Genomic DNA, 19,835 nt, shown 5'->3' with positions numbered 1-19,835 from the left:
TCAACTAAAAATTAATAGTGGTACCTGTGTAATTGTACTACAGAAACTTGTACTACCCCAGATTTATTTATAATTTAGAAGGCTCCTCCACCGGATCCTCCGCCAAAGCCACCGGATGAACCTCCACTGAACCCACCAGAGCCACCGCTAGCAGAGCTATTATAATTGGTAATTGCAGAACCTAAACTTGTTGTTAATGCATCGTTAAAGTTCCAATTTCCACCAATCAAAAGCGGATAATAAACTCCCATCGTAGAAAGTTCGGTTGCATCAAAATTAATTCTTAGTGCAGCTATTACTTTACTTGCTAACCCTAATGAGACTGCATATGGTAATATTTGTTCCCACAATACTAAATCTCCAACTTTTTTCATATCAAAATTTCCGATATCATCAAGCATTTTTCTAAAGCACATAATTTGGTATTTTAATTCTTGTCCTTTTTCAGAATATAAAGAATGCGAGCGATAATAGTGAATACAGGAAAATAAAAACACAATATACAGTATCACCAATAATCCACACATAAGGAAGTTGTTTGCAAATAGAAATAATGTACCACCGGCCACTACTGTCACTGCCATCAACCATGCCAAAGCTTTCTTTCTTAAACTTATATTCTGATTATCCTTATATCTCGTTTTATTTGCGGCTTTTACAACCTTTTTCTGCCATAGCGAGTATGCAGTAAAAAGTGCCTTTCCCTCAATTCCTTTTTTCCCAAATTTCTTTAATTCGGACAATGTGAATTGAGTTCCATCTCCCACGGTATTAAACATTTCCTTGAAGATACTATAGTCACGAATGAGCGTAGAATCTTTCAAAATAATATTAAAATCCTTCTTCTTTTCACCTAATTCTTTTACTTCGATTTGATGATTAGCTGCCAGTTCCAATATAAATGCGCTAAAAGCATTAGTATCAGGCTTCTTATTCTTATATATGACTTGAGTAACTTCAGACGAAGGCTCTGGAATTTCATACGAATGAACAATTGGACGCTTCTTTTCACTCTTATTTCCTGGATTCATATAACTCCACAAAAACCATAAAGCAATTACGCTAATCATAAGAATGAACATAATCCCTTTAAAAAATACTTTATTATGTTCTTCACGTTTCCTTTTTTCATTTGCTTCTAAAGCTAATGCACGTTCTTTTCTTTGGATAGACTTTAAAGCATTTTGCTCACTAGTATTTTGATTTAATGCCGTCACATTCACTGGAAAAACAATATGACTCTCAACAAAAGTATTAGCGGGATTCCTTTTCAAGGATATTTCTACAGTTCCTTGCTTTTTGCTTACCGTCGTCTTGCCGCTTAAATCACCGTGTGTCCACGCCTGCAGTCTTGTAATATTTTTTTGAGGCAGTTCAATATTGATTTTGACATTATTGAGTGCAACATCCCACTGGTTTCCGATTATTTTCCAGTTCAATTCAGCTGTATCCTTATAATTTTTAATTACACCATGTAACAAATAACGATAAACAAAGGTCACTTCCTTGTCCTCGACACTGTGATAGACCTTCAATTTTAATTGGTTGGTCGACTTCATCTGAGAAAAAGTATTATTGGTTTTCTCATCAGATAATGGAATTTTTTCTACATTACCATCCTCAATTGTCTCAACACTAACATCAGAAACACCACCAATTCCCTTAATATCCTGATTATAGTAGACACCATGAAAAGAGCCGTCAAAATCATACTTTATCTTTTGTGTTAACCAAACACTGCCATCCTTTTGAACAGCCGCATTCACATCATAGTTTTCAATATCATAACTATCAGCATTAGCATTAATGAACCCCATTATAACTGCTATAGCAAAAACCAAAACCGTTATCAGTACTTTCCCATATATTCTCCCTGTATCTTTTCGTGTATTCAGTAGAATCTCCCCCAAATGTATTTTTTATTGCTGAATTTTATTTATTATTTCGTCACAGATTTTATGACTTAGATAAACATTTCTTTGTCTCAAATCACTTGACGTTGTTATTTTGACCGATGTTATGAAGTTAGATACCATTTGTTCAAAACCTCTAACATAGAGTGGATTATCCCAGTCATCAAAAGAAAGTGTTTTGGTACTATTTTCTTGATATATCTTTAATTTTGCAAGATTTTCCAATACATAAGTTCCAGTTCTACTTGTCACTTCATATAATTCTTGATTGGAGCCACTATTCAAATCCATTGTCAGATTAACAAGTGTTTTCGCGGTCTCCATTGTTACTGTAATCATCTCTAGTTTCCCATCAGTTTGAATCAGCTTACTATCACTCTTGATGATCTTATCATCAAGCATATAAACAGCTGTATCAACAAGATGAATAAAAAGATCGTAAATCACAAACTTTGTATCATTAATTGCATTAACACGATTCTTTTGCAGTGAAATAATTCTTTTATTTTTGATTTTTTTTAGCCTATTGACCATTGGAGCAAAGCGCCTATTAAAACCAATCATTAATATTTTTGATTTGTTCAACGCCAGCAGCTGCAACTCTTTAACTTGTTTCAAGTTTTCGCTGGCTGGTTTATCTATAAACACATGAATTCCATTTTCCAAGCACTTTTTAGCAAGCTCGTAATGAGCAGCCGTTGCACTGTGAATAAAGCAGGCATCAATATTTTGTGCAATAAGCTCATCAATAGATTTAACAGTTTTTTCCAGATTATACTGCTTTATTAGTTTATTTCGAACTTCTTCGTTTCGTGTTGCAAAAATAAAATCGGCTTGATCTCTTATTTTTGAATATGTTGGCAAATAAGCTTTTTGTGCAATATTGCCTAATCCTATTACCCCTATCTTCATTAAGTACACCCTCCTCTTAAATTCCATTCTCTTTTTATACTTAAAGCCTATCATATTTAGCAGTTATATAATATTTTAGTTTTTAAAAAAAGTTTTTGCTGAATCAGACAAGATAAATAAGTTCTCTCAAATTTACTTCCATACAAAAAAAGTGAAGTAAATTGTTCATCTCAAAGATGTATCAACTTGCTTCACTTATACTAACATATTTAAAATGTTAGACTTTCTTCTTCGGTATAAAAATACCTATTAGCAGCCAAATAAAGACAATATAGGGGAATGTATTCATCGGCCATGCTGGGATTGGCCACAAGTTACTATAAATTGGGAAAACCATCACTAGAATTGCGATGATAGGTACAATCAGAAATAAGATATTATTTTTACTTTTCTTCCGAAAAAATGCAATTGTACCAACACTTACCAAAACATACACCAATAACAAGGCAATCACACCGATCGTTCCCAAATAATTATAGTAATCTCCTGCACTAACTCCCATGCCAATTCCAATTACGGCATAAAAAATCAAGGAAAGTACCGTTATCAAATCAAGTGCATGAACCGGTGTTTTCTTCGCTCCTTTTAGCTCACTCATCCAAGGCATCAGATAACCCTCTTTTGATAGTGCTTGAATCATGAAGGCCCCAGCATTCAAAGCACCAAAATAACAGGCAAAATAACTCGTAACAGAAGCAAAATCAATAAAAATAGCCATCCATGTACCTACATATCTTACCGATAAGTAATTCAATGGGGCTGATGAATTCTGCATTTTTGCAATATTAGCAGTTCCAAAACCAATAATCTCTGTGTAACTGACAATAAAATAGAAAATCATTGCGAAAGCAACAGATCCAAAGATTGCAACGGTAATTGCCTTAGCTGGTTTCTTTGCTCTTGGTGCAATTGTTGCTGCACCTTCGAAACCCGCAAATGACATTAGGGCAAAAATCATCCCTGCTCCAATTCCAGAAAATGTCCCATTTGCCGGATTTAGAGGTCTTGCTGTAATTCCAGCATCACCGCCTTGGATTAATATTGCCACCGTCAAAACAATCAGTGCACCCACAGCAAATAATTCCAAAATAATTGCAAATTTTGTAGAGAATTCAATTCCTAGATGACTTAAGGCACCGCCAATTAGCAAAACAGCAATAACATATAGGTAAACCGGAAGATTAATATTAAAATGCTTGAAAAAAACATCCAAAAAATTACCAACTACCGCTGAACTGCTAAATGCAAATGTCACGTATGTTAAGACAAGCAGCCAGCCAGAAATAAATCCAGTTTTTTCTCCTAAGGCTTTAGCATTATATGCATACGCTGATCCCTCACCATTGATGTTTCTTCCTAATGTGACAAAAGAAATACCAACAAATAATATTCCCAAGCCTGCCAGCAGAAATCCAAGTGGTGCAACAACTCCTGAATTTGCTACTGCTCCGGCCGTATTGAATGCCATTGCCCCAGTTGGTGCTAACATAGCTACTGATAATCCCAATACTTCCAGTAGTGATAGTTTTTTATTTTTCATTTTTCCTGTCGTTTCTCGCTTTCAAATATAAATTAGTACTTGTTTGATAGCAGATCATTCTGATCCATTGTTCTTTTTGTTCAACCGGAATATTTCTCAACTTAGCAAAATGTTGACTTAACGCTTCTTTGAATCTTCTAGCTGCAACACCATACATCTCAGGGTAGGTACTTGCATCTGATGCAAATAAGTAACGCGAATAGGGTGCTAACTCAAGTGCCTCATCCAAAACACTTTCGACTGAGGCAGTGCCCAACGGATTAATCAAAGAAGTATCAAAATATAAGTTTGGAAATACACTGGCAAGATAGCCTGCCTCACGATGATATGGATAACAGTGTAACAAAACAACTATTAGTCCTTTCACACTCCATTCATTCAAAAAAGGACGCATCAATAATGGATTTCCTTCAAACATATCTGTATCAGCATCACCGTACCCCACATGAAATTGTAAAGGCATTTTTTGCTCGACTAAAATGGGTGCAAGGTTCCATAAAATAAAACAGATAAGCACTGCATCGGTCAAGCGTGTGCTTCCAGATTCTTTCCAGTTAGTAAAAGCCTCCCTTGCATTTTCTATGGTTACTTTTTTAAGCCTGAGTCCAAAACGATATGCTGCAATCGATTTAAAGCCTACGAAGCCATTTTCCTTAGCACTTGCCACATCGTTTTCCAGTGCTTTCCACCATGTTTCAAAGTCAGCCTCTTTTTGCATCCATGTCTCTGCATGCGTTTCTATTCGATAAATCGTCCGAACTGTGACACCTGTTATTTCCTGTGTTTCCGTGATACTCGTTATGGGATTAGCTGGAACAAAACCTGTATCAATTAAAAGCATTTGATAATTATAACGTTTAAAAATAGAGTGATTATATTCTATATATTCCTGCCGTGTAAAGGGCTGTAAGAAATTCTGATCGTCTTTTTTGTAAAAATTCTTTGCTTCTTCCTTAAATGACCACCAAGCTAACCTATTTTTAGTATCTTCAATGGGATAGTTATTATCAGCTTCAGTCGAAACTTGAGCTAACCTTTCTTCTCTGTCTTTAACATCCGCACTTATTAAATAGTGGCAATGATGGTCTAGAAGCGGCATTGATTGAATAAACTCTGCTAAATCCATTTTTCCTCCTAATATACATCACGATGTGCTGCTGCTATTTCTGCAGCAGTCTTTCCTTCAAAATAAGCAATATCAGTCTCTTTGACTTTGGCATATGTTTCAATCCCAACATTTGAGAAAGTTTTGAGCAATACGGAATCTTCTTTTAGCGCAGCAAGTGCCTCACTTAAAGACTGCGGCAAACGACTGATTTTCTTTTCTTTTCTTTCATCTTCTGTCAATGTTTCTGGAACCACATCAATCGGTGTCAAAGGTGTGTTTTTATTCTTAATTCCATCTAAGCCTGCGCTCAGAATCCCAGCAAGTGCCATATAAGGATTAGCAGTTGCATCACTTGCTTTTAGTTCAATATTCATTGAATTGGACCTGTCGCCCCTAAAAGTTGACGGAATTCTAATTGCTGCTTCTCTATTGTCTTTACCAAATGTTGCATAAGCAGAACTCCAGTGACCCGGCTGCAATCTTTGATAAGAATTAACTGTTGGACAAGTGAGCGCAAGCAGCGCATTAATGTGTCGTAATAGCCCGGCAACAAAATAATAACCAACTTGACTTAATTCCAATTGATCATCCTTATCATAAAGGACATTCGTCCCATCCTTCCATAGTGACATATGAATATGAGCACCATTAGAAGCTGAATTCAAATTCGGCTTGGGAGCAAATGTTGCATACAATTCAGTGGCTGCAAAAAATTCTTTTATAACTCTTTTTAATCTGATCTCATTATCGCCAGCAGTGAGCGGATCGGTTGGAGCAATCGGCAACTCATGCTGCCCTGCCCCCGCCTCTGGATAATACTCAACCGGATTTATTCCAATTTCGCGCAGGTTTTTAATAAGTTTTGGCAGAAAATGATACGCATTGTCCATTGCTTCAGCTGCAAAACAAATCTTAGGGTTGTAAGGCTCCAACGAATTATCTGGCTTTCTTTGATACAAGGTAAATTCACTTTCGTATGTCATTTTTATCTCAAAACCAAGCTCTTTATATTCGGCAACAACTGCTTGTAAGGAAACACGTGGATCAAATTCCATTTTTTGATTGTCTTGATCCCTGTAATCGCACATCATTGTCGCAACAGTTGGCGCATATGGCAATGTCCGAAGTGACTTCAAATCTGGAACTAGTCGATATTCTCCAACTGCATTCATGCCAGCAACAGAAACAATTTCATCACGCATTGTCGAAGCTGGCATTGCCTTTGTAATTCCCATGCCAGCACTCAAATGATTCCCCACTTCAGAAAAAAACATCGTCTTTCCACGAGGAATGCCGGTATAATCTACATAAATAAATTCTAGAAGCTCAATTCCCTGTTCATCTAAACGATCGATTATATTTTTAATATTTTCTTCTAGCATATTCTTGCCTCTATTTTTTGATGACTGACCGCTCTACAAAGTCTGTGAACAACTTGAATTGTTCTTTATCATTTTGCCACAAGTTCTCTGGATGCCACTGGACGGCAAGAATCTGATTACTATTTTCTGATTCAACTGCCTCAACTATCCCATCAGGAGATATTGCAGCTACCGTCAAGCCTTCTGCAACTTGTTTGATTGCTTGATGATGTCTTGAATTAACCAAAGAATTATCCCCTAATAAGCTACTTAGTCGCGAATTTTCCTCAATTTTAACATGATGTGTTTTGAAATGACCTAAGGTTGCTTGAGCATGTTGGATTTTCACATTGGGATTTTGTGCTTCTAAATCCTGATAAAGCGTTCCTCCCAGAGCAACGTTTAAAACCTGAATTCCACGGCAAATTCCCAATATTGGTTTCCCAACTCTTATTGCCTCTTTTATTAATGCAATTTCAAATTTGTCCTCTATTCCAATAGTCATTCCAATTTCTGGAATAGGTTCTTCACCATAAAACAATGGATCAACATCTGGTCCACCCGGAAGCATTAGCCCATCAATCATTGCAACTATATCTTGAATTGAGTCTTCAACATCGTCAAACTTTTCAGGAAATGGCAAGATGATTGGGATACCACCTGCCGCATAAATTGCTTCCTTTACATCATGTGGAGCATATGCCAAATAATCTCCAGGCATTCGTGGGTTTGTTTCAATTAATTGATCGCTGGGCATTCCAATAATTGGTTTCATAAGTGGTATCATCCTTTCTATAAGTGAGCGTTACTTATCATATCATAGTAATAAATTAACTTAATTACAACTATCAATTATTAGCATGACTGCATAAACAGGCTGTTTTTGCCTAAAAGAGCGAAACAAAAAAATTTTGACTTATGCAACAAGTTTTTGGGAGATCAAAATAATGGAGCTGAATCAAAATTTAACTTTTGATCCAACTCCATTTAGTAATTCCAGATAAATATGTTCTGCTGGGCTGATTAATGTCCAGATTTCAAAAAAACTTGTACGCTTTTATTTTAACCCGCAATAAATCAGCCAAGTATATTATAGTGATTAAATAAATCAATAATCGTTGTGCCCTTAAAATCGGTTACAGGCTTTCCATTAAGAGTTACCTTAGCAATTCGATAATAATCTTGTAAATCAGGAACCTCAAGTTGTTGACGGGCAACAAACTGATTCTCTGAGCTATACTTAATTTCTTCTTTAATTCCTTGATTAAAATATTGAATAATTAACAACACAATCGCCTCTTTTTAATGATCTATTTTAGATTTGATTCAAAATAGTTGATAGAGCTGGCTGCAATCCTTCACTAATATTATATTGTTTTCTGTATCCTTCGACTGTATCCTTACCAAAAATATTTTCATCAACTGTTACAAAGCTTGTATCAATTGGATCTACATTCTTAATTTTGGTATCAACTACAATAGGCTTAGTATTGCCACTTGCTTGTAACTCACTAATTTTCTTCATAGCGCTGTTCAACTCGCCAAGATTCTTTACTGTAAAGCCAATTGCCCCCATATCCTCAGCCATGTGTGCCCAATCTGCTCCTAACAAATCAATCCCATAAAGTGCTTGCTTTGCCATCAATTTTTCGTGCTGAATAAATCCAAATGCTTTATTTTCAAGTATTACATTGATAACTGGCAAGTTATATTTAACTTCTGTTAGTAAATCAGGCATTACCATTGCGTATCCACCATCTCCCGAAATTGTCCAAACTTCACGATTCGGGTAGCTGAGTTTACCTGCTAGACCAGCCGGCAAACCAAAACCCATTGTGCCGTACCATGCCGACATTGAGAATCTTTGCTGCTTGTCAAATGGTAACTGGCGAATTGCCCATTCGGTATTATTACCAACATCGAGTCCAAAGACTGCATTATTACGCGAGTTTTCTTTAATCGCACGCATTACACCTTCTGCACTCAAACCTGCTTTGTCATCAGAAGCAAGCTCGTCTAACCAGTTATCCCAATTTTGCTTATTAATTTGTGAGGCCTTGAGAAACGTTCGTTCTTTAACTGAAAAATCTGCTTTCAGTAATTCTGCTAAAAATAATTTAGAATCTGCCAAAACTGTGATATCTGCATCTCTTTGTTTTCCCAAATCAGCTAAATTGTTGTTTACTTGAATAAACTTTATCGTTTCTGGCAAATATCTTACAAATGGGAAGTTAGTCCCAACAAAAAGTACTAGGTCACTCATTAATCCTGCTTCAAAGGCCGGTTTTGTGCCTAAACGCCCCCATGATCCCATGAAATTTTTGTGGCTTGTAGGCATTACTCCTGTCGCTGGGGCAGTGGATAAGACTGGCAAACCGAATTTTTCTGAAACTGCGACTACTTCTTTGCGTGCTCCATAAGCTCCTTTGCCGATCCACAAAATTGGATTTTTTGCTTCTTTTAGAGCATCCAATACAGTTGTAACATCTGCTTGCTTTGGAACTACTTGGGTTGTAGTTACCTTCAATGGTTTCGTCTTGAATCCATTAAATTCAATTTTTTGTCCTGATAAATCATCAGGAATAATCACGACAGAAACAGATTTTGTCGCGTATGCTGAGCGAATGGCTTCATCAACAACATATGGAATCTGTTCCGCGCTAACAACCTGCTTATGAAATTCTGCAACATCCACAAACATTGGATCTTGATTCATTTCCTGGAAAAAGTTTGTATTCATAACTCCTGTTGCGGATTGACCGACAATTGCCAATGTAGGAACACGATCCATCTTTGCATCATACAAGCCATTCAATAAATGAACTGCACCGGGCCCAGCAGACCCAAAGCTAACACCTATTTTTCCAGTTAGCTTAGCATCAGCCGCAGCTGCTAGTGCCCCTACTTCTTCATGTCTGACTTGAATATAATTTATTTTGGCTTTTTCTTTATAAAAACCATCAACTGTATTATTGATCGAATCTGCGGTAATACCATAAATGTGATCGATATCCCAATCAATCAATACTTTTGCTAGTGCCTGTCCGGCTGTTATTTTTGCCATAATAATTTCCCCCAAATACATATTTGCGTTTTTATTGTTACTTTTTTTATTACAGGTTTCACTTTAACACCTTTATGAGTGCTTTGCAATAGTAAGTCTATTTTTTGTGTAATTATAAAAAGAACTATATCAAAAATTTAATTTTAATATAGTCCTTCATCGCTCTTTATGACTGTACTTTCCAACTCAAAGCAACTCAAAATTTCCGTTCAGTTTTAAATTGTTATGACAAAGAAAACGTTATGCTCGTAATTCTATACTAGTAATCAAACACTAATAACTTTCATTACACTCTACATAAAATAGTTTCTTTTAAAAAATGTTACTTTTTTTGTTCTCTCTCATCACAAATTAGTCATTTAATAACTTTTGTGTTGTCTGCAGCTGATACATCTCATAGTATTTACCATGTTTTGCCAAAAGTTCATCATGCGTTCCTCTTTCAGTAATTCTTCCATCATCCAGAACTAAAATCTGATCCGCATCACGAATTGTTGATAGCCTGTGGGCAATCACAATTGTTGTTCTGCCAGCTCTCATCTGTTTAAGCCCTTCTTGAATTAATAATTCTGTTTGCGTATCAATATTAGCGGTTGCTTCGTCTAATATCAAAATCTTGGGATTTCTCACAATTGTCCTCGCAAAGGACAATAATTGCTTTTCACCCGCTGAATATGTTGCGCCGCGTTCTATTACTTTTGCATGATACTTTTTCGGTAATTTTTCTATGAACTGGTCAGCATGGACAAATTCTGCTGCTTTTTTAATCTGTGCATCCGAAACGTTTTGGTCAAACATCCTGATATTTGATGCAATATCCCCATAAAATAGAAATGAATCTTGTAATACCAAACCAATCTTTCGCCGTAACTCTTTTGTACTGAATTCTCTGATGTCTGTTCCATCAATCTCAACTTTGCCCTTAGCGAATTCATAGAATCTCATTAAAATATTAATTGTGGAACTTTTACCGCTGCCAGTATGTCCAACCAACGCAATTGTTTGTCCAGATTCGACTGTAAAGCTGATATCTTTCAGGACATCTTTGCCTCGTTCATAAGCAAATGTAACATTTTTAAACTCAATTCTTCCTTTTGTAATTTGACTGTCTGAGTTCTCATCCTGAACTGGTGCTAAAGTTTGATCGTCCATAATTCGCAAAATGCGGCTTCCTGCTACCATCCCATCTTGAAAAACAGTCAACGAGTTCATTACATCAGACATTGGGTTAAAAAAGCTTTGAAGATAGGACAAGAATGCATATATTACACCCGCCTGTACGAAACTCGTCGTTCCACTTATTCCAAAGACCCCTAATGCAATCACTTCAGATAAGATGAATAAGAGTGTTATAACCGGATTGAGTAATAATGAGTTCACTTTGATCATTGCCAACCTCATCTTGAGATAATCTCCATTTGTTTCTTCGAACTCTCTTAAAATTCTGTTTTCTTGCCTAAATTGCTGAATAATGCTCATTCCTAACAGATTTTCACTCAACTTTGCATTGATTTCACTCAGATACTCTCTCATCTGACGATAAATTTTTGAGCTATATAATTGATAATATATAATTACTACAATAACGATTGGTAAAAATAACAAAATTATTAGTGCTAACTTCATATTTGTAAAATACATAGCTATAAAAGCAGAAACACTTGAAAAGAAAGTCACAATCAAAGTTAAAAAGAGCATCCAAAAATCAAATAGTGTTTTGGTATCATTGGTGACTCTAGACACTATTGAACCGGCAGGTACCTGATCAAAATAATGCATACCTAAGCGATGCAGTTTTGCAAATAGCTTGGTCCTAATCAATTCAAGTGTACGTTCTGAACCCATAGAATAGCAGAAGTTTTGGACAAACTGTGTAAATGCCTTGATAATGGTGCCTAAAAAATAAAGCCCAGCAAAAAAGAGCATGATATTTAAGGTCGCATTCTTATTGGTAAGAAAATGATCCATGTAGTATTGCAATAACTTTGGCAACAGTATATTAACTACACTCAAAATTGCGGCAAAGGCTATGGCGGTAATAAATTGCCATTTGAATTCAATAGCAAACGGCAACAACCTTTTCAAAACTGTGAATTGTTCCTTCAAACTCATGGTCTTTGCCCATGCAGATTTTTTCTCCACTACTTATCTCCTCCTTCCATTTGCTGTTCTAACTGCTGCATCTCATAAGTCTGCTCATACCAACCCTTCTCATTAATCAAACTTTTATGCGTTCCGCGCTGCGCAATTCTACCATCCTTAATTACTATTATCTCTTGCGCACTCATTACACTGCTCAAGCGGCTGGCGACTATTATGGTCGTCTTGTCCGCGCGAAGTCTCTTCACTCTTCTAAGAATATGATTCTCGGTCTTGGCATCGACTGCAGATAATGAATCATCCAGAATTAATATTTCTGGATTTAGTATCAAGGCTCTTGCGATTGCTAGTCGCTGCTTTTGACCTCCTGAAAGAGAAATCCCCTGTTCTCCAACTTGTGTTTGATATCCATCTGGCAATTTCAGGATGTCATCATGCAGATCAGCAATGAAAGCTGCATTTTCAACTTCCGCAGTACTTGCATTCGGTTTTGCAAATCTAATATTCTCAAAAATAGTTGTAGAAAAAAGAATACTATTTTGCGGTACATATCCAATTGAAGGTAAATAAACATCTAACTTGTAGTCTCTAATATCTACGTTATCTACCTTGATACTTCCATCATAACTGTCAAATTGGCGTAAAAGAAGTTTCAAAATTGTTGATTTTCCGGCCCCAGTTTTCCCGACAATTCCAAGAGTCTGCCCATTTTTTATTTTAAATTTAATTTGTTGGAGTGCTATCTCGTCCGAATCAGGATATTTAAATTTGCCAATCTCATAATTCACATTTCCCTGGGGTGCTTTTGTCACAGGATTAAAAGCTTCCGTAATCTTACTTCTTTCAGAGAGTAATAATTGAATTCTGTCATAACTTGCACTACCCAACTCAATAATATTAAATAAACGGCCAATTGCGAACATTGGCCATATTAGGATCCCAATATAGGAAATAAATGAAATTAACTGTCCAATCGAGATAGTATTATTAATTACAAAATATCCACCAAGTACTATTGTTGCAACATATGCCAACCCAATTATTAAACTTGTCACAGGATCAAATAATGAATCCAAAAAATTTGCTCGGCGATTGGCCCTGATCACTTCATCCACATGAGCACCAAAATCATTAATATCTTCTTGTTCTTGTCCAAGTGCTTTTATTACTTTTATTCCTAGAATACTTTCCTGTGTTTTATTGTTAATAGTTGAAAACTCTGACTGCGCTTTATCATAAGCACTGTGAATTATGTTACCTAGAATTCGCGATAGTACCGCTAGTAAGGGCAATGGAATAATTGCTATTAGAGTTAAGCGCCAATTAACGAAAAACATCATTGCAATAATTGTTGAGATACCGGTAATTATTGAATCTGCAAATGTCAAAATTCCCACACCTGCGACTTGCTGAACAGCTGTGATATCATTTGTAGCGTGAGCCATTAGATCACCGATTCTATATTTTTGATAGAATGTCTCATCCATTGCTGCAAAATGAGTTACTAATCTCGTTCGAATCGTTTTTTCTAGCAACGCCGCACTCCCCCAAATGTAGCTCCTCCAAAAATACCTGAACAAGTACTGCCCAATTCCAACCAGCGTTAGAGCTGTCAAGAAAAAAATCAATTTTTGAATTGTTAGTTGATGTTGCTGAATACTGTCCACCACGCTACCAATTATTCTTGGTGGAATAATATTGAGTACGGCAACTAGTAATAAATATAAAACTCCTAGTAAATAAGATTTCTTTTGCTCCTTAAAAAACCATGATAATTTCAGAAAAATCCCCATTTTCTTAATCCATCCCCTTTAAAAAATTACACTAAAATCAAGAATAAAGACTGTTTTCAAATGAATTAATTATATAATTAATTTGGCAAAATTAACTGTCTCTTTTTGCAATAACATCAATAATACCCCTCAATCATTATATTCAACAAGTTTTTTCATCCAAATTACTCTTAAATTTTAGGGGTATTATGGTTCAATATTACACATCTCTTTTCCCTAATTACTTCATAATTCAAATAATCACAAAAAAGGACTACCCTACAAGAAAACGGTAGTCCTCACATGTACCTTCATTACTTGGTTCTTTTACATCTTAAAAATCGTTCACATCCAAAACTGTATAACTTCTTTTGTCATAACGATTACGACTTGTCGCATACTCAATATTTTTACCATTGTTCAACCAGACGATTTCTTCGAATTCTAGCATTGGATCTGTTTCTTTTGCATTCAAATATTTTTTATCATATTCTTCCGGGAAATATACTTTGATAGAACATTAATTCCTGTGTGTTATTAAAGCATATAAATGTCAATACTTTTTTTACAAAAGTATAGTCTTTTATAAAATAAATGAAATAACTTAACATGCTACACCACATACACCACGTTATTTAGTATTTTAAACAAAATGCTTGCAAAATCGTCTAATAATCTCCATAATTAGTGAGCAATTATCACACGCTTGTTAGTGCAATTTTTTAGTCAAATTAGAAATAGAGGAGTGTATTTTTAGTGCCAACAGAAAACACCGATTTTTGGAAAGACATCGTGGCTAATACTACTGATAATGAGGGAAATAAGCGACCATTCATAAGTCTTGCACCTATGGAGGCCGTAACAGATACTGTTTTTCGGCGAGTTGTAGCTCAGGCCTGCCCACCAGACGTATTCTATACAGAGTTTACTCATGCTAGATCAGTAACTCATCCACAAGCAAAATTTTCTGTACAGGGACGTTTATATATTGACCCATCAGAAAAACAAATTCCTGTTGCTCAATTATGGGGAGATAAAGGGGAGGATTTTGCAAAAGCTGTTCAAGAAGTAACAAAACTTGGGTATCGTGCAATTGATTTGAATATGGGCTGCCCAGATGGAACGGTTGTTAAAAACAATGGTGGCAGTGACTTGATTCGCCATTTTGATAAAGCAAAAGAAATTATTTCATCCGCAAAGACTTGCGGTTTGCCAATCAGCGTAAAAACTAGATTAGGTTTTAGTGATACTAAAGAATTTGAAAAATGGATTCCATTTTTATTGAAACAAGATATCCGTGTCTTAACGGTTCATCTTAGAACTCGGCAAGAGATGAGTAAAGTACCAGCACATTATGAATTTATTGATAAAATTATTGCAATGCGCGATGAGATAGCACCTCAAACGTTGATTCAGATTAATGGTGATATCAGTAATGCAGTTGAGGGGCTCGAACTTGCGAAACAGCACCCAGGTATTGATGGAATCATGATTGGTCGCGGAGTGTTCGCAAATCCATTTTGTTTTGAAATTACACCGCAACAACATACCCTTGCGGAAACATTCAACTTGTTGCGTACTCAACTTGATCTCTTTGATGACTTCTATGCACGTTTCGAGTCACGTAAATTTGTTGCTTTACGCCGCTTCTTTAAAATTTATGTTCGCGGTTTACGAAATGCGCATCAACTTCGTGAACAATTAATGAGTGCCAAAAGTACGGATGAAGTTCGTGCACTTCTTGATGACTTAGAGGTTCGTCAAGGAACAGATGTGTTAGACCCACGTTTTCAAACATTAAATAATTAGTTACATCTTAAATAAACATCAAAAGAGACTGGATCTTTTTAACTTTTGTGGGTGTGCCGCAAAAGTTATATTTGACCCAATCTCTTTATTTAATTACATACAAAAGTATTCTATTTCGCAAGTTAGCACATATTCATCTAACTTAAAATTACTTAAAATTCAATAATCATTGATGCATTACTTGTCAATTCATTATTTCCCGCAAATTTATTGCCTTGTTGATAATTTTGAAGATCACTGCACCAATAACCTGCGCCACTAGTTGACCACAAATCAAATAAACATAGGTGATTAATAATGGTGCTTTACTAATATAAAAGAGTTCAAGTGCCACAAAAATCATTCCTAAAGATACACACAACCCCACAACCAGCAAACGAATATTGATATTTTTAATTCTCTTATTTATAAAAATTGCAATTGCTAGTCCCAAACCTGTTACTCCTAATCCGACTGGAATATCAATCAAACCGAACGGGCTCATAAGTAAATTGGCGACAACCACACCTAAAACCATTCCCCAATAATATTTTTTATTAAATGCTACTAGTTGATATAATGCCGTAGCAATTCTTACTTGAATAGCTCCAAATGAAAAGCTTGAAAACATCATAGTAATAACCACATAAATTGCTGCCAACGCAGCATTTATAACCATAAATCTTATTTTATTTCCACTCATTTATTTAACCCATCCATTTATTTTTTGTCTGTAACTAGTTAACTTTATTCCCAGTCAATCTGAGTAGCATATTCAATTGGATCTTTCAAACCATTTTCTTTAAATGCTCTGATGCGATCTCGGCATGTCCCGCATTTGCCACATGATACACTATCAGTCTCATAACAAGACCGAGTCAACTCAAATGGAACATTTAGATCCGTCCCAAGTTTAACCACACCCGCCTTATTATTTTCGATTAACGGTGCGATTAAAGTAATTTTGCCAGCCGTACCAGCAGAGATAGCCGAGGCCATCGCTCCAAAAAAAAGAGGTGAACAATCTGGATATGCACTTCCGGCAGCATCATCTGAGTGGGCGCCATATGAAACTTCCGCTAACTCTTGACTGTATGCAAGCGCAGCAGCCTGTGACAACATTAATCCATTTCTAAATGGAACATATGTATCAACTGTTCCCCCTCCACTTTCTTTAAGAATTTCACCATAACTTTTATGCTCAATCGGTCCATTACCTTGCAAAAGTGTCGAATCAGAGCCTTGGAAGATTTGCGTATCAACACTCGCGATCACTATTTTCACGCCAAAATAGTTTGCAACGTTGCGTGCATTTTGAATTTCACTAGCATGTTTTTGCCCATAACCAAATGCTAATGCGATAACATTTTCTTTATTATACTTTTTAACAGCCAGTGCAAGACAAACAGCGGAGTCCATCCCACCTGACAGTAATACAACTTGTCCCATAGACTGACTCCTATCTGATTGAACGACCGTAATTTTGAATGTTACCTAAAAATTGTAACTTTCTTTGAAAAGCCAATTGTTCGATCTCATTATTTGAAAAATCCGGATTTACACGATTTACAAAGGGATATATTGAAATTCCTCCACGAGGAGTAAATAGTCCAAAAACTTCAATATACTTAGGGTTCATTAGTTTGTATAAATCATCCAAAATAATATTCATGCAGTCTTCATGGAAATCTCCATGATTCCTAAAACTAAATAAGTATAATTTAAGGCTCTTGCTTTCGACCATTTTTTCAGTGGGAATATATGATATAAAAACATTGGCAAAATCAGGCTGTCCAGTCTTAGGGCAAAGACTTGTGAACTCATAGCCATCAAATGTAACAAGATAATCATTTTCAGGATGTTTATTTATAAAAGTCTCAAGGACTTGAGGGGTGTAATCTTGGGGATATGATGTGTGCTGCTTTCCTAGTTGTGTTATGTCCTCCATTTCACTAGGCATTCTTGAAGGACTTGTAGTTTTATTCATTTATATTATCTCCTTTTGTTTTTTTCCGGAGGTTTTAAGGATGTACCATACTCCGCTATAGTGTGAATAAAAATTCCAACTATTATAATATACAACAAAAAATAGCATATTTATATAAGAATCTTAATATGCTAATACAAAGAAATTATTTTATTTAATCATATACTTTCCATGTGCTCGTTCATTTTGAAGCCGCCCTTAATATCCAAGTCCTTAATTCGATAGAAGTCTGTTTTTGAAATAGGATAGAAGTGAAGATAGTCGCCCGCTTCATACCTCGTTCGAGGATTGCGTGGATTATATAATTCAATCGGTGTCCTGCCTATTATTCGCCAACCACCAGGTGATTCAACCGGATATATACCTGCTTGTTTCCCAGCTAGAGCGATACTTCCTGCAGGAACCTTGGCTCGAGGGCTTTCCAGCCTTGGCATCCCGATTCTGTCAGGTGTCGTTCCAAGGTACGGATAATAGGGCATAAAGCCTAACATATAAATAAAATAATTAACTTTTGAATGTAATTCAATTAGATTTGCAATACTCATATGTGCAAAAGATGCAATTTTTTCAATATCGACTGCAAATTCACGATCATAACAGACGGGAACCTCAATAATTTTTGCTCTTACATCTTCCTGAGAAAAGTGGAAATTATTAATCACAGTTTTAAGTTGTTCAACAATTTCTCTAAAAGTAATCTTAAAAACATCAAAATTTACCATTATACTACTGTAAGCAGGTGTTACTGCAGTAATATAAGGAATCTTATTACTAATAATTTTTGTCAGCTTATGAATTATTAAATTTTCGGTAATATCAATTCTCTCTTCAAAGTGGATAAGAACTGTTTGCTCACCAACCGGAACACAATCGTATTCAATCATATAAATTTTTCTCCTTATAAAATTATATAATAATTAGAATTGCCATAATTAATGATAAACACACACTTTCAAGATTGTCTACTTTATAATCGTTTAAATATAAGCATTTATTCTAAGTTTTCCAAAATATAATATAATCTTGACAAAAATTATATAGTCATATAAATAACAATGTTATAATTTGTTTTAATTTAATTATAATTTAATTTCAAAGGAGTCTTTTCAAATGGTCAAAGCTTTAAATAATAATGTCACAAAGAATCTTCAAAGAACTGGCATTCGCCGCTTCAATGAACTTGTTGCCAAAGTACCCGGTGCAATCAAACTAACAGTTGGTGAAATTGACCTGCCTACACCAGCAAATACAAAACTTCGTGGAATTAATGCGATTACTGAAAATGTCACAAAATACACTCCTAATGCGGGTGATCTTGAATTACGAACCACCATTTCTGAGTATCTTGCAGCCCATTACCATCTAAACTATTCTGCGAAAGACGAAATCATCGTAACAGTCGGTGGTTCCGAAGCAATCGACACAAGTTTTAGAACAATTCTGGAACCCGAAGATGAAATCATCATACCTGCACCTTGCTTCCCTGGTTATCTTGGGTCTGGTATCTTATCCCAAAGCAAGATCATCCTAGTTGATACAAGTTCTTCTGATTTTAAATTAACGCCAGAGCAACTAGAGAACTCCATTACGGATGCAACTAAACTCGTTGTCTTAAACTATCCTAATAATCCAACTGGTTCCATTCTGACGACTGAAGAACTTGAAGCACTGGCAAAAATTATTATTAAACATGATTTGTACGTCTTAACTGATGAAATGTATGCAACGCTAGTCTATGACGGAATTGACATCGCTCCTTCAATTGCTGCGATTGATGGCATGAAGGAACGTACAATTATTGTTAATGGCGTTTCAAAATCCAGTTCAATGACCGGCTGGCGTGTAGGCTACATTGCAACTTCGGCTGCAATCGTTGAACAAGCATTAAAAGTCCATCAATACGCAGTTGCAAGCCCTGCTTCAATGGCGCAAAAAGCTGCAATTACGGCATTAACAACCGACTTTCCTGAAACACAGAAAATGGCCGCTTTATTCGAGCATCGTCGTGATGTACTAGTATCATATTTAAGCAAGCTCGACTTAAAATTCAATCGTCCTGTTGGAGCATTTTACTGTTTCCTAGACATCTCAGAATTTGGGATGGATTCTTGGAGCTTTGCTGAGAAGATGCTGTATGATTACAAATTAGCGGTAGTTCCAGGAAATTCCTTCTCAGAATATGGAGATAATTATGTACGACTTTCCTTTGCTGTTGATGAAAAGATTATTGTTGAAGCAATGAAACGTTTGACAGCGGGAGTCACTGAATTAAGAAAGAGGAATGTTTGAC

At 35.8% G+C, this 19,835-nt stretch carries 17 protein-coding genes; 2 read left to right on the top strand and 15 right to left on the bottom strand.

The annotated features are described in order from the left end of the window. Positions 1-74: 74 nt before the first annotated feature. The 11 genes from GSM_RS10025 to GSM_RS09975 form a co-directional block, all read right to left on the bottom strand. On the bottom strand, positions 75-1,817 hold the full coding sequence (locus GSM_RS10025) for a DUF2207 domain-containing protein (protein WP_152134772.1): 1,743 nt from the start codon (positions 1,815-1,817) through the stop codon (positions 75-77). A 102-nt stretch (positions 1,818-1,919) separates the two neighbouring features. Then, positions 1,920-2,825: a Gfo/Idh/MocA family protein gene (locus GSM_RS10020; RefSeq protein WP_003691481.1), complete on the bottom strand. Its 906-nt coding sequence runs from the start codon at positions 2,823-2,825 to the stop codon at positions 1,920-1,922. A gap of 217 nt (positions 2,826-3,042) precedes the next feature. Further along, positions 3,043-4,365: an APC family permease gene (locus GSM_RS10015; RefSeq protein ID WP_003691482.1), complete on the bottom strand. Its 1,323-nt coding sequence runs from the start codon at positions 4,363-4,365 to the stop codon at positions 3,043-3,045. After that, entirely contained in the window at positions 4,355-5,491 is a 1,137-nt protein-coding gene (locus tag GSM_RS10010) for an amidohydrolase family protein (protein WP_003691483.1), read from the bottom strand. Before GSM_RS10010 ends, GSM_RS10015 begins: the two co-directional genes overlap by 11 nt. 8 nt (positions 5,492-5,499) lie before the next feature. Continuing rightward, on the bottom strand, positions 5,500-6,855 hold the full coding sequence (locus GSM_RS10005; protein WP_003691484.1) for a glutamine synthetase family protein: 1,356 nt from the start codon (positions 6,853-6,855) through the stop codon (positions 5,500-5,502). A 10-nt stretch (positions 6,856-6,865) separates the two neighbouring features. After that, a complete protein-coding gene (locus GSM_RS10000) occupies positions 6,866-7,609 on the bottom strand; it encodes a gamma-glutamyl-gamma-aminobutyrate hydrolase family protein (RefSeq protein WP_003691485.1) in 744 nt (247 codons plus the stop codon). Between the two features lie 302 nt (positions 7,610-7,911). Further along, the gene (locus tag GSM_RS09995; protein ID WP_235720372.1) at positions 7,912-8,124 is read right to left on the bottom strand and encodes a DUF4649 family protein; all 213 of its coding nucleotides are present in this window, start codon (positions 8,122-8,124) and stop codon (positions 7,912-7,914) included. Between the two features lie 25 nt (positions 8,125-8,149). After that, complete coding sequence (locus GSM_RS09990; RefSeq protein ID WP_003691487.1) at positions 8,150-9,898, bottom strand: thiamine pyrophosphate-dependent enzyme; 1,749 nt, start codon at positions 9,896-9,898, stop codon at positions 8,150-8,152. A 351-nt stretch (positions 9,899-10,249) separates the two neighbouring features. Further along, positions 10,250-12,040: an ABC transporter ATP-binding protein gene (locus GSM_RS09985; RefSeq protein WP_003691488.1), complete on the bottom strand. Its 1,791-nt coding sequence runs from the start codon at positions 12,038-12,040 to the stop codon at positions 10,250-10,252. Next, a complete protein-coding gene (locus tag GSM_RS09980) occupies positions 12,040-13,791 on the bottom strand; it encodes an ABC transporter ATP-binding protein (protein WP_010078185.1) in 1,752 nt (583 codons plus the stop codon). The genes GSM_RS09985 and GSM_RS09980 overlap by 1 nt, the downstream gene beginning before the upstream one ends. 313 nt (positions 13,792-14,104) lie before the next feature. After that, complete coding sequence (locus GSM_RS09975; RefSeq protein ID WP_076621441.1) at positions 14,105-14,284, bottom strand: UTRA domain-containing protein; 180 nt, start codon at positions 14,282-14,284, stop codon at positions 14,105-14,107. Between the two features lie 242 nt (positions 14,285-14,526). Here GSM_RS09975 and GSM_RS09970 point away from each other — a divergent pair, with 242 nt between their 5' ends. Continuing rightward, on the top strand, positions 14,527-15,579 hold the full coding sequence (locus tag GSM_RS09970; protein WP_003691494.1) for a tRNA dihydrouridine synthase: 1,053 nt from the start codon (positions 14,527-14,529) through the stop codon (positions 15,577-15,579). Between the two features lie 184 nt (positions 15,580-15,763). Here the strand turns inward: GSM_RS09970 and GSM_RS09965 are convergent, their stop codons facing one another. The 4 genes from GSM_RS09965 to pxpB all read right to left on the bottom strand — a co-directional run bounded on the left by GSM_RS09965 (position 15,764) and on the right by pxpB (position 18,429). Further along, positions 15,764-16,261, bottom strand: coding sequence for a QueT transporter family protein (locus GSM_RS09965; RefSeq protein WP_003691495.1), 498 nt, complete (start codon positions 16,259-16,261; stop codon positions 15,764-15,766). Between the two features lie 44 nt (positions 16,262-16,305). Next, positions 16,306-17,007, bottom strand: a complete 702-nt coding sequence (gene queC / locus GSM_RS09960) for a 7-cyano-7-deazaguanine synthase QueC (protein WP_003691496.1) — start codon at positions 17,005-17,007, stop codon at positions 16,306-16,308. Between the two features lie 10 nt (positions 17,008-17,017). Beyond that, entirely contained in the window at positions 17,018-17,545 is a 528-nt protein-coding gene (gene queF, locus GSM_RS09955; protein WP_003691497.1) for a preQ(1) synthase, read from the bottom strand. Positions 17,546-17,703: 158 nt separating this feature from the next. Next, the gene (gene pxpB, locus GSM_RS09950) at positions 17,704-18,429 is read right to left on the bottom strand and encodes a 5-oxoprolinase subunit PxpB (protein WP_003691498.1); all 726 of its coding nucleotides are present in this window, start codon (positions 18,427-18,429) and stop codon (positions 17,704-17,706) included. A gap of 226 nt (positions 18,430-18,655) precedes the next feature. Here pxpB and GSM_RS09945 point away from each other — a divergent pair, with 226 nt between their 5' ends. Further along, complete coding sequence (locus GSM_RS09945; RefSeq protein ID WP_003691499.1) at positions 18,656-19,834, top strand: pyridoxal phosphate-dependent aminotransferase; 1,179 nt, start codon at positions 18,656-18,658, stop codon at positions 19,832-19,834. Position 19,835 lies beyond the last annotated feature (1 nt).

This window comes from Liquorilactobacillus mali KCTC 3596 = DSM 20444 (assembly GCF_000260415.1).
GTDB classification, from domain to species: Bacteria; Bacillota; Bacilli; order Lactobacillales; family Lactobacillaceae; genus Liquorilactobacillus; species Liquorilactobacillus mali.
This window is presented reverse-complemented; position numbering and strand designations above follow the sequence as displayed.

Bases quoted from the DNA above. Each gene is read 5' to 3' on its own strand.
- queC (WP_003691496.1), bottom strand. From the start codon at position 17,007: ATGGGACAAGTTGTATTACTGTCAGGTGGGATGGACTCCGCTGTTTGT.
- GSM_RS09945 (WP_003691499.1), top strand. From the start codon at position 18,656: ATGGTCAAAGCTTTAAATAATAATGTCACAAAGAATCTTCAAAGAACT.
- GSM_RS10025 (WP_152134772.1), bottom strand. From the start codon at position 1,817: ATGGGGTTCATTAATGCTAATGCTGATAGTTATGATATTGAAAACTAT.
- GSM_RS10010 (WP_003691483.1), bottom strand. From the start codon at position 5,491: ATGGATTTAGCAGAGTTTATTCAATCAATGCCGCTTCTAGACCATCAT.
- GSM_RS10015 (WP_003691482.1), bottom strand. From the start codon at position 4,365: ATGAAAAATAAAAAACTATCACTACTGGAAGTATTGGGATTATCAGTA.
- GSM_RS09965 (WP_003691495.1), bottom strand. From the start codon at position 16,261: ATGAGTGGAAATAAAATAAGATTTATGGTTATAAATGCTGCGTTGGCA.
- pxpB (WP_003691498.1), bottom strand. From the start codon at position 18,429: ATGATTGAATACGATTGTGTTCCGGTTGGTGAGCAAACAGTTCTTATC.
- GSM_RS10005 (WP_003691484.1), bottom strand. From the start codon at position 6,855: ATGCTAGAAGAAAATATTAAAAATATAATCGATCGTTTAGATGAACAG.
- GSM_RS09990 (WP_003691487.1), bottom strand. From the start codon at position 9,898: ATGGCAAAAATAACAGCCGGACAGGCACTAGCAAAAGTATTGATTGAT.
- queF (WP_003691497.1), bottom strand. From the start codon at position 17,545: ATGAATAAAACTACAAGTCCTTCAAGAATGCCTAGTGAAATGGAGGAC.
- GSM_RS10000 (WP_003691485.1), bottom strand. From the start codon at position 7,609: ATGAAACCAATTATTGGAATGCCCAGCGATCAATTAATTGAAACAAAC.
- GSM_RS09980 (WP_010078185.1), bottom strand. From the start codon at position 13,791: ATGGGGATTTTTCTGAAATTATCATGGTTTTTTAAGGAGCAAAAGAAA.
- GSM_RS10020 (WP_003691481.1), bottom strand. From the start codon at position 2,825: ATGAAGATAGGGGTAATAGGATTAGGCAATATTGCACAAAAAGCTTAT.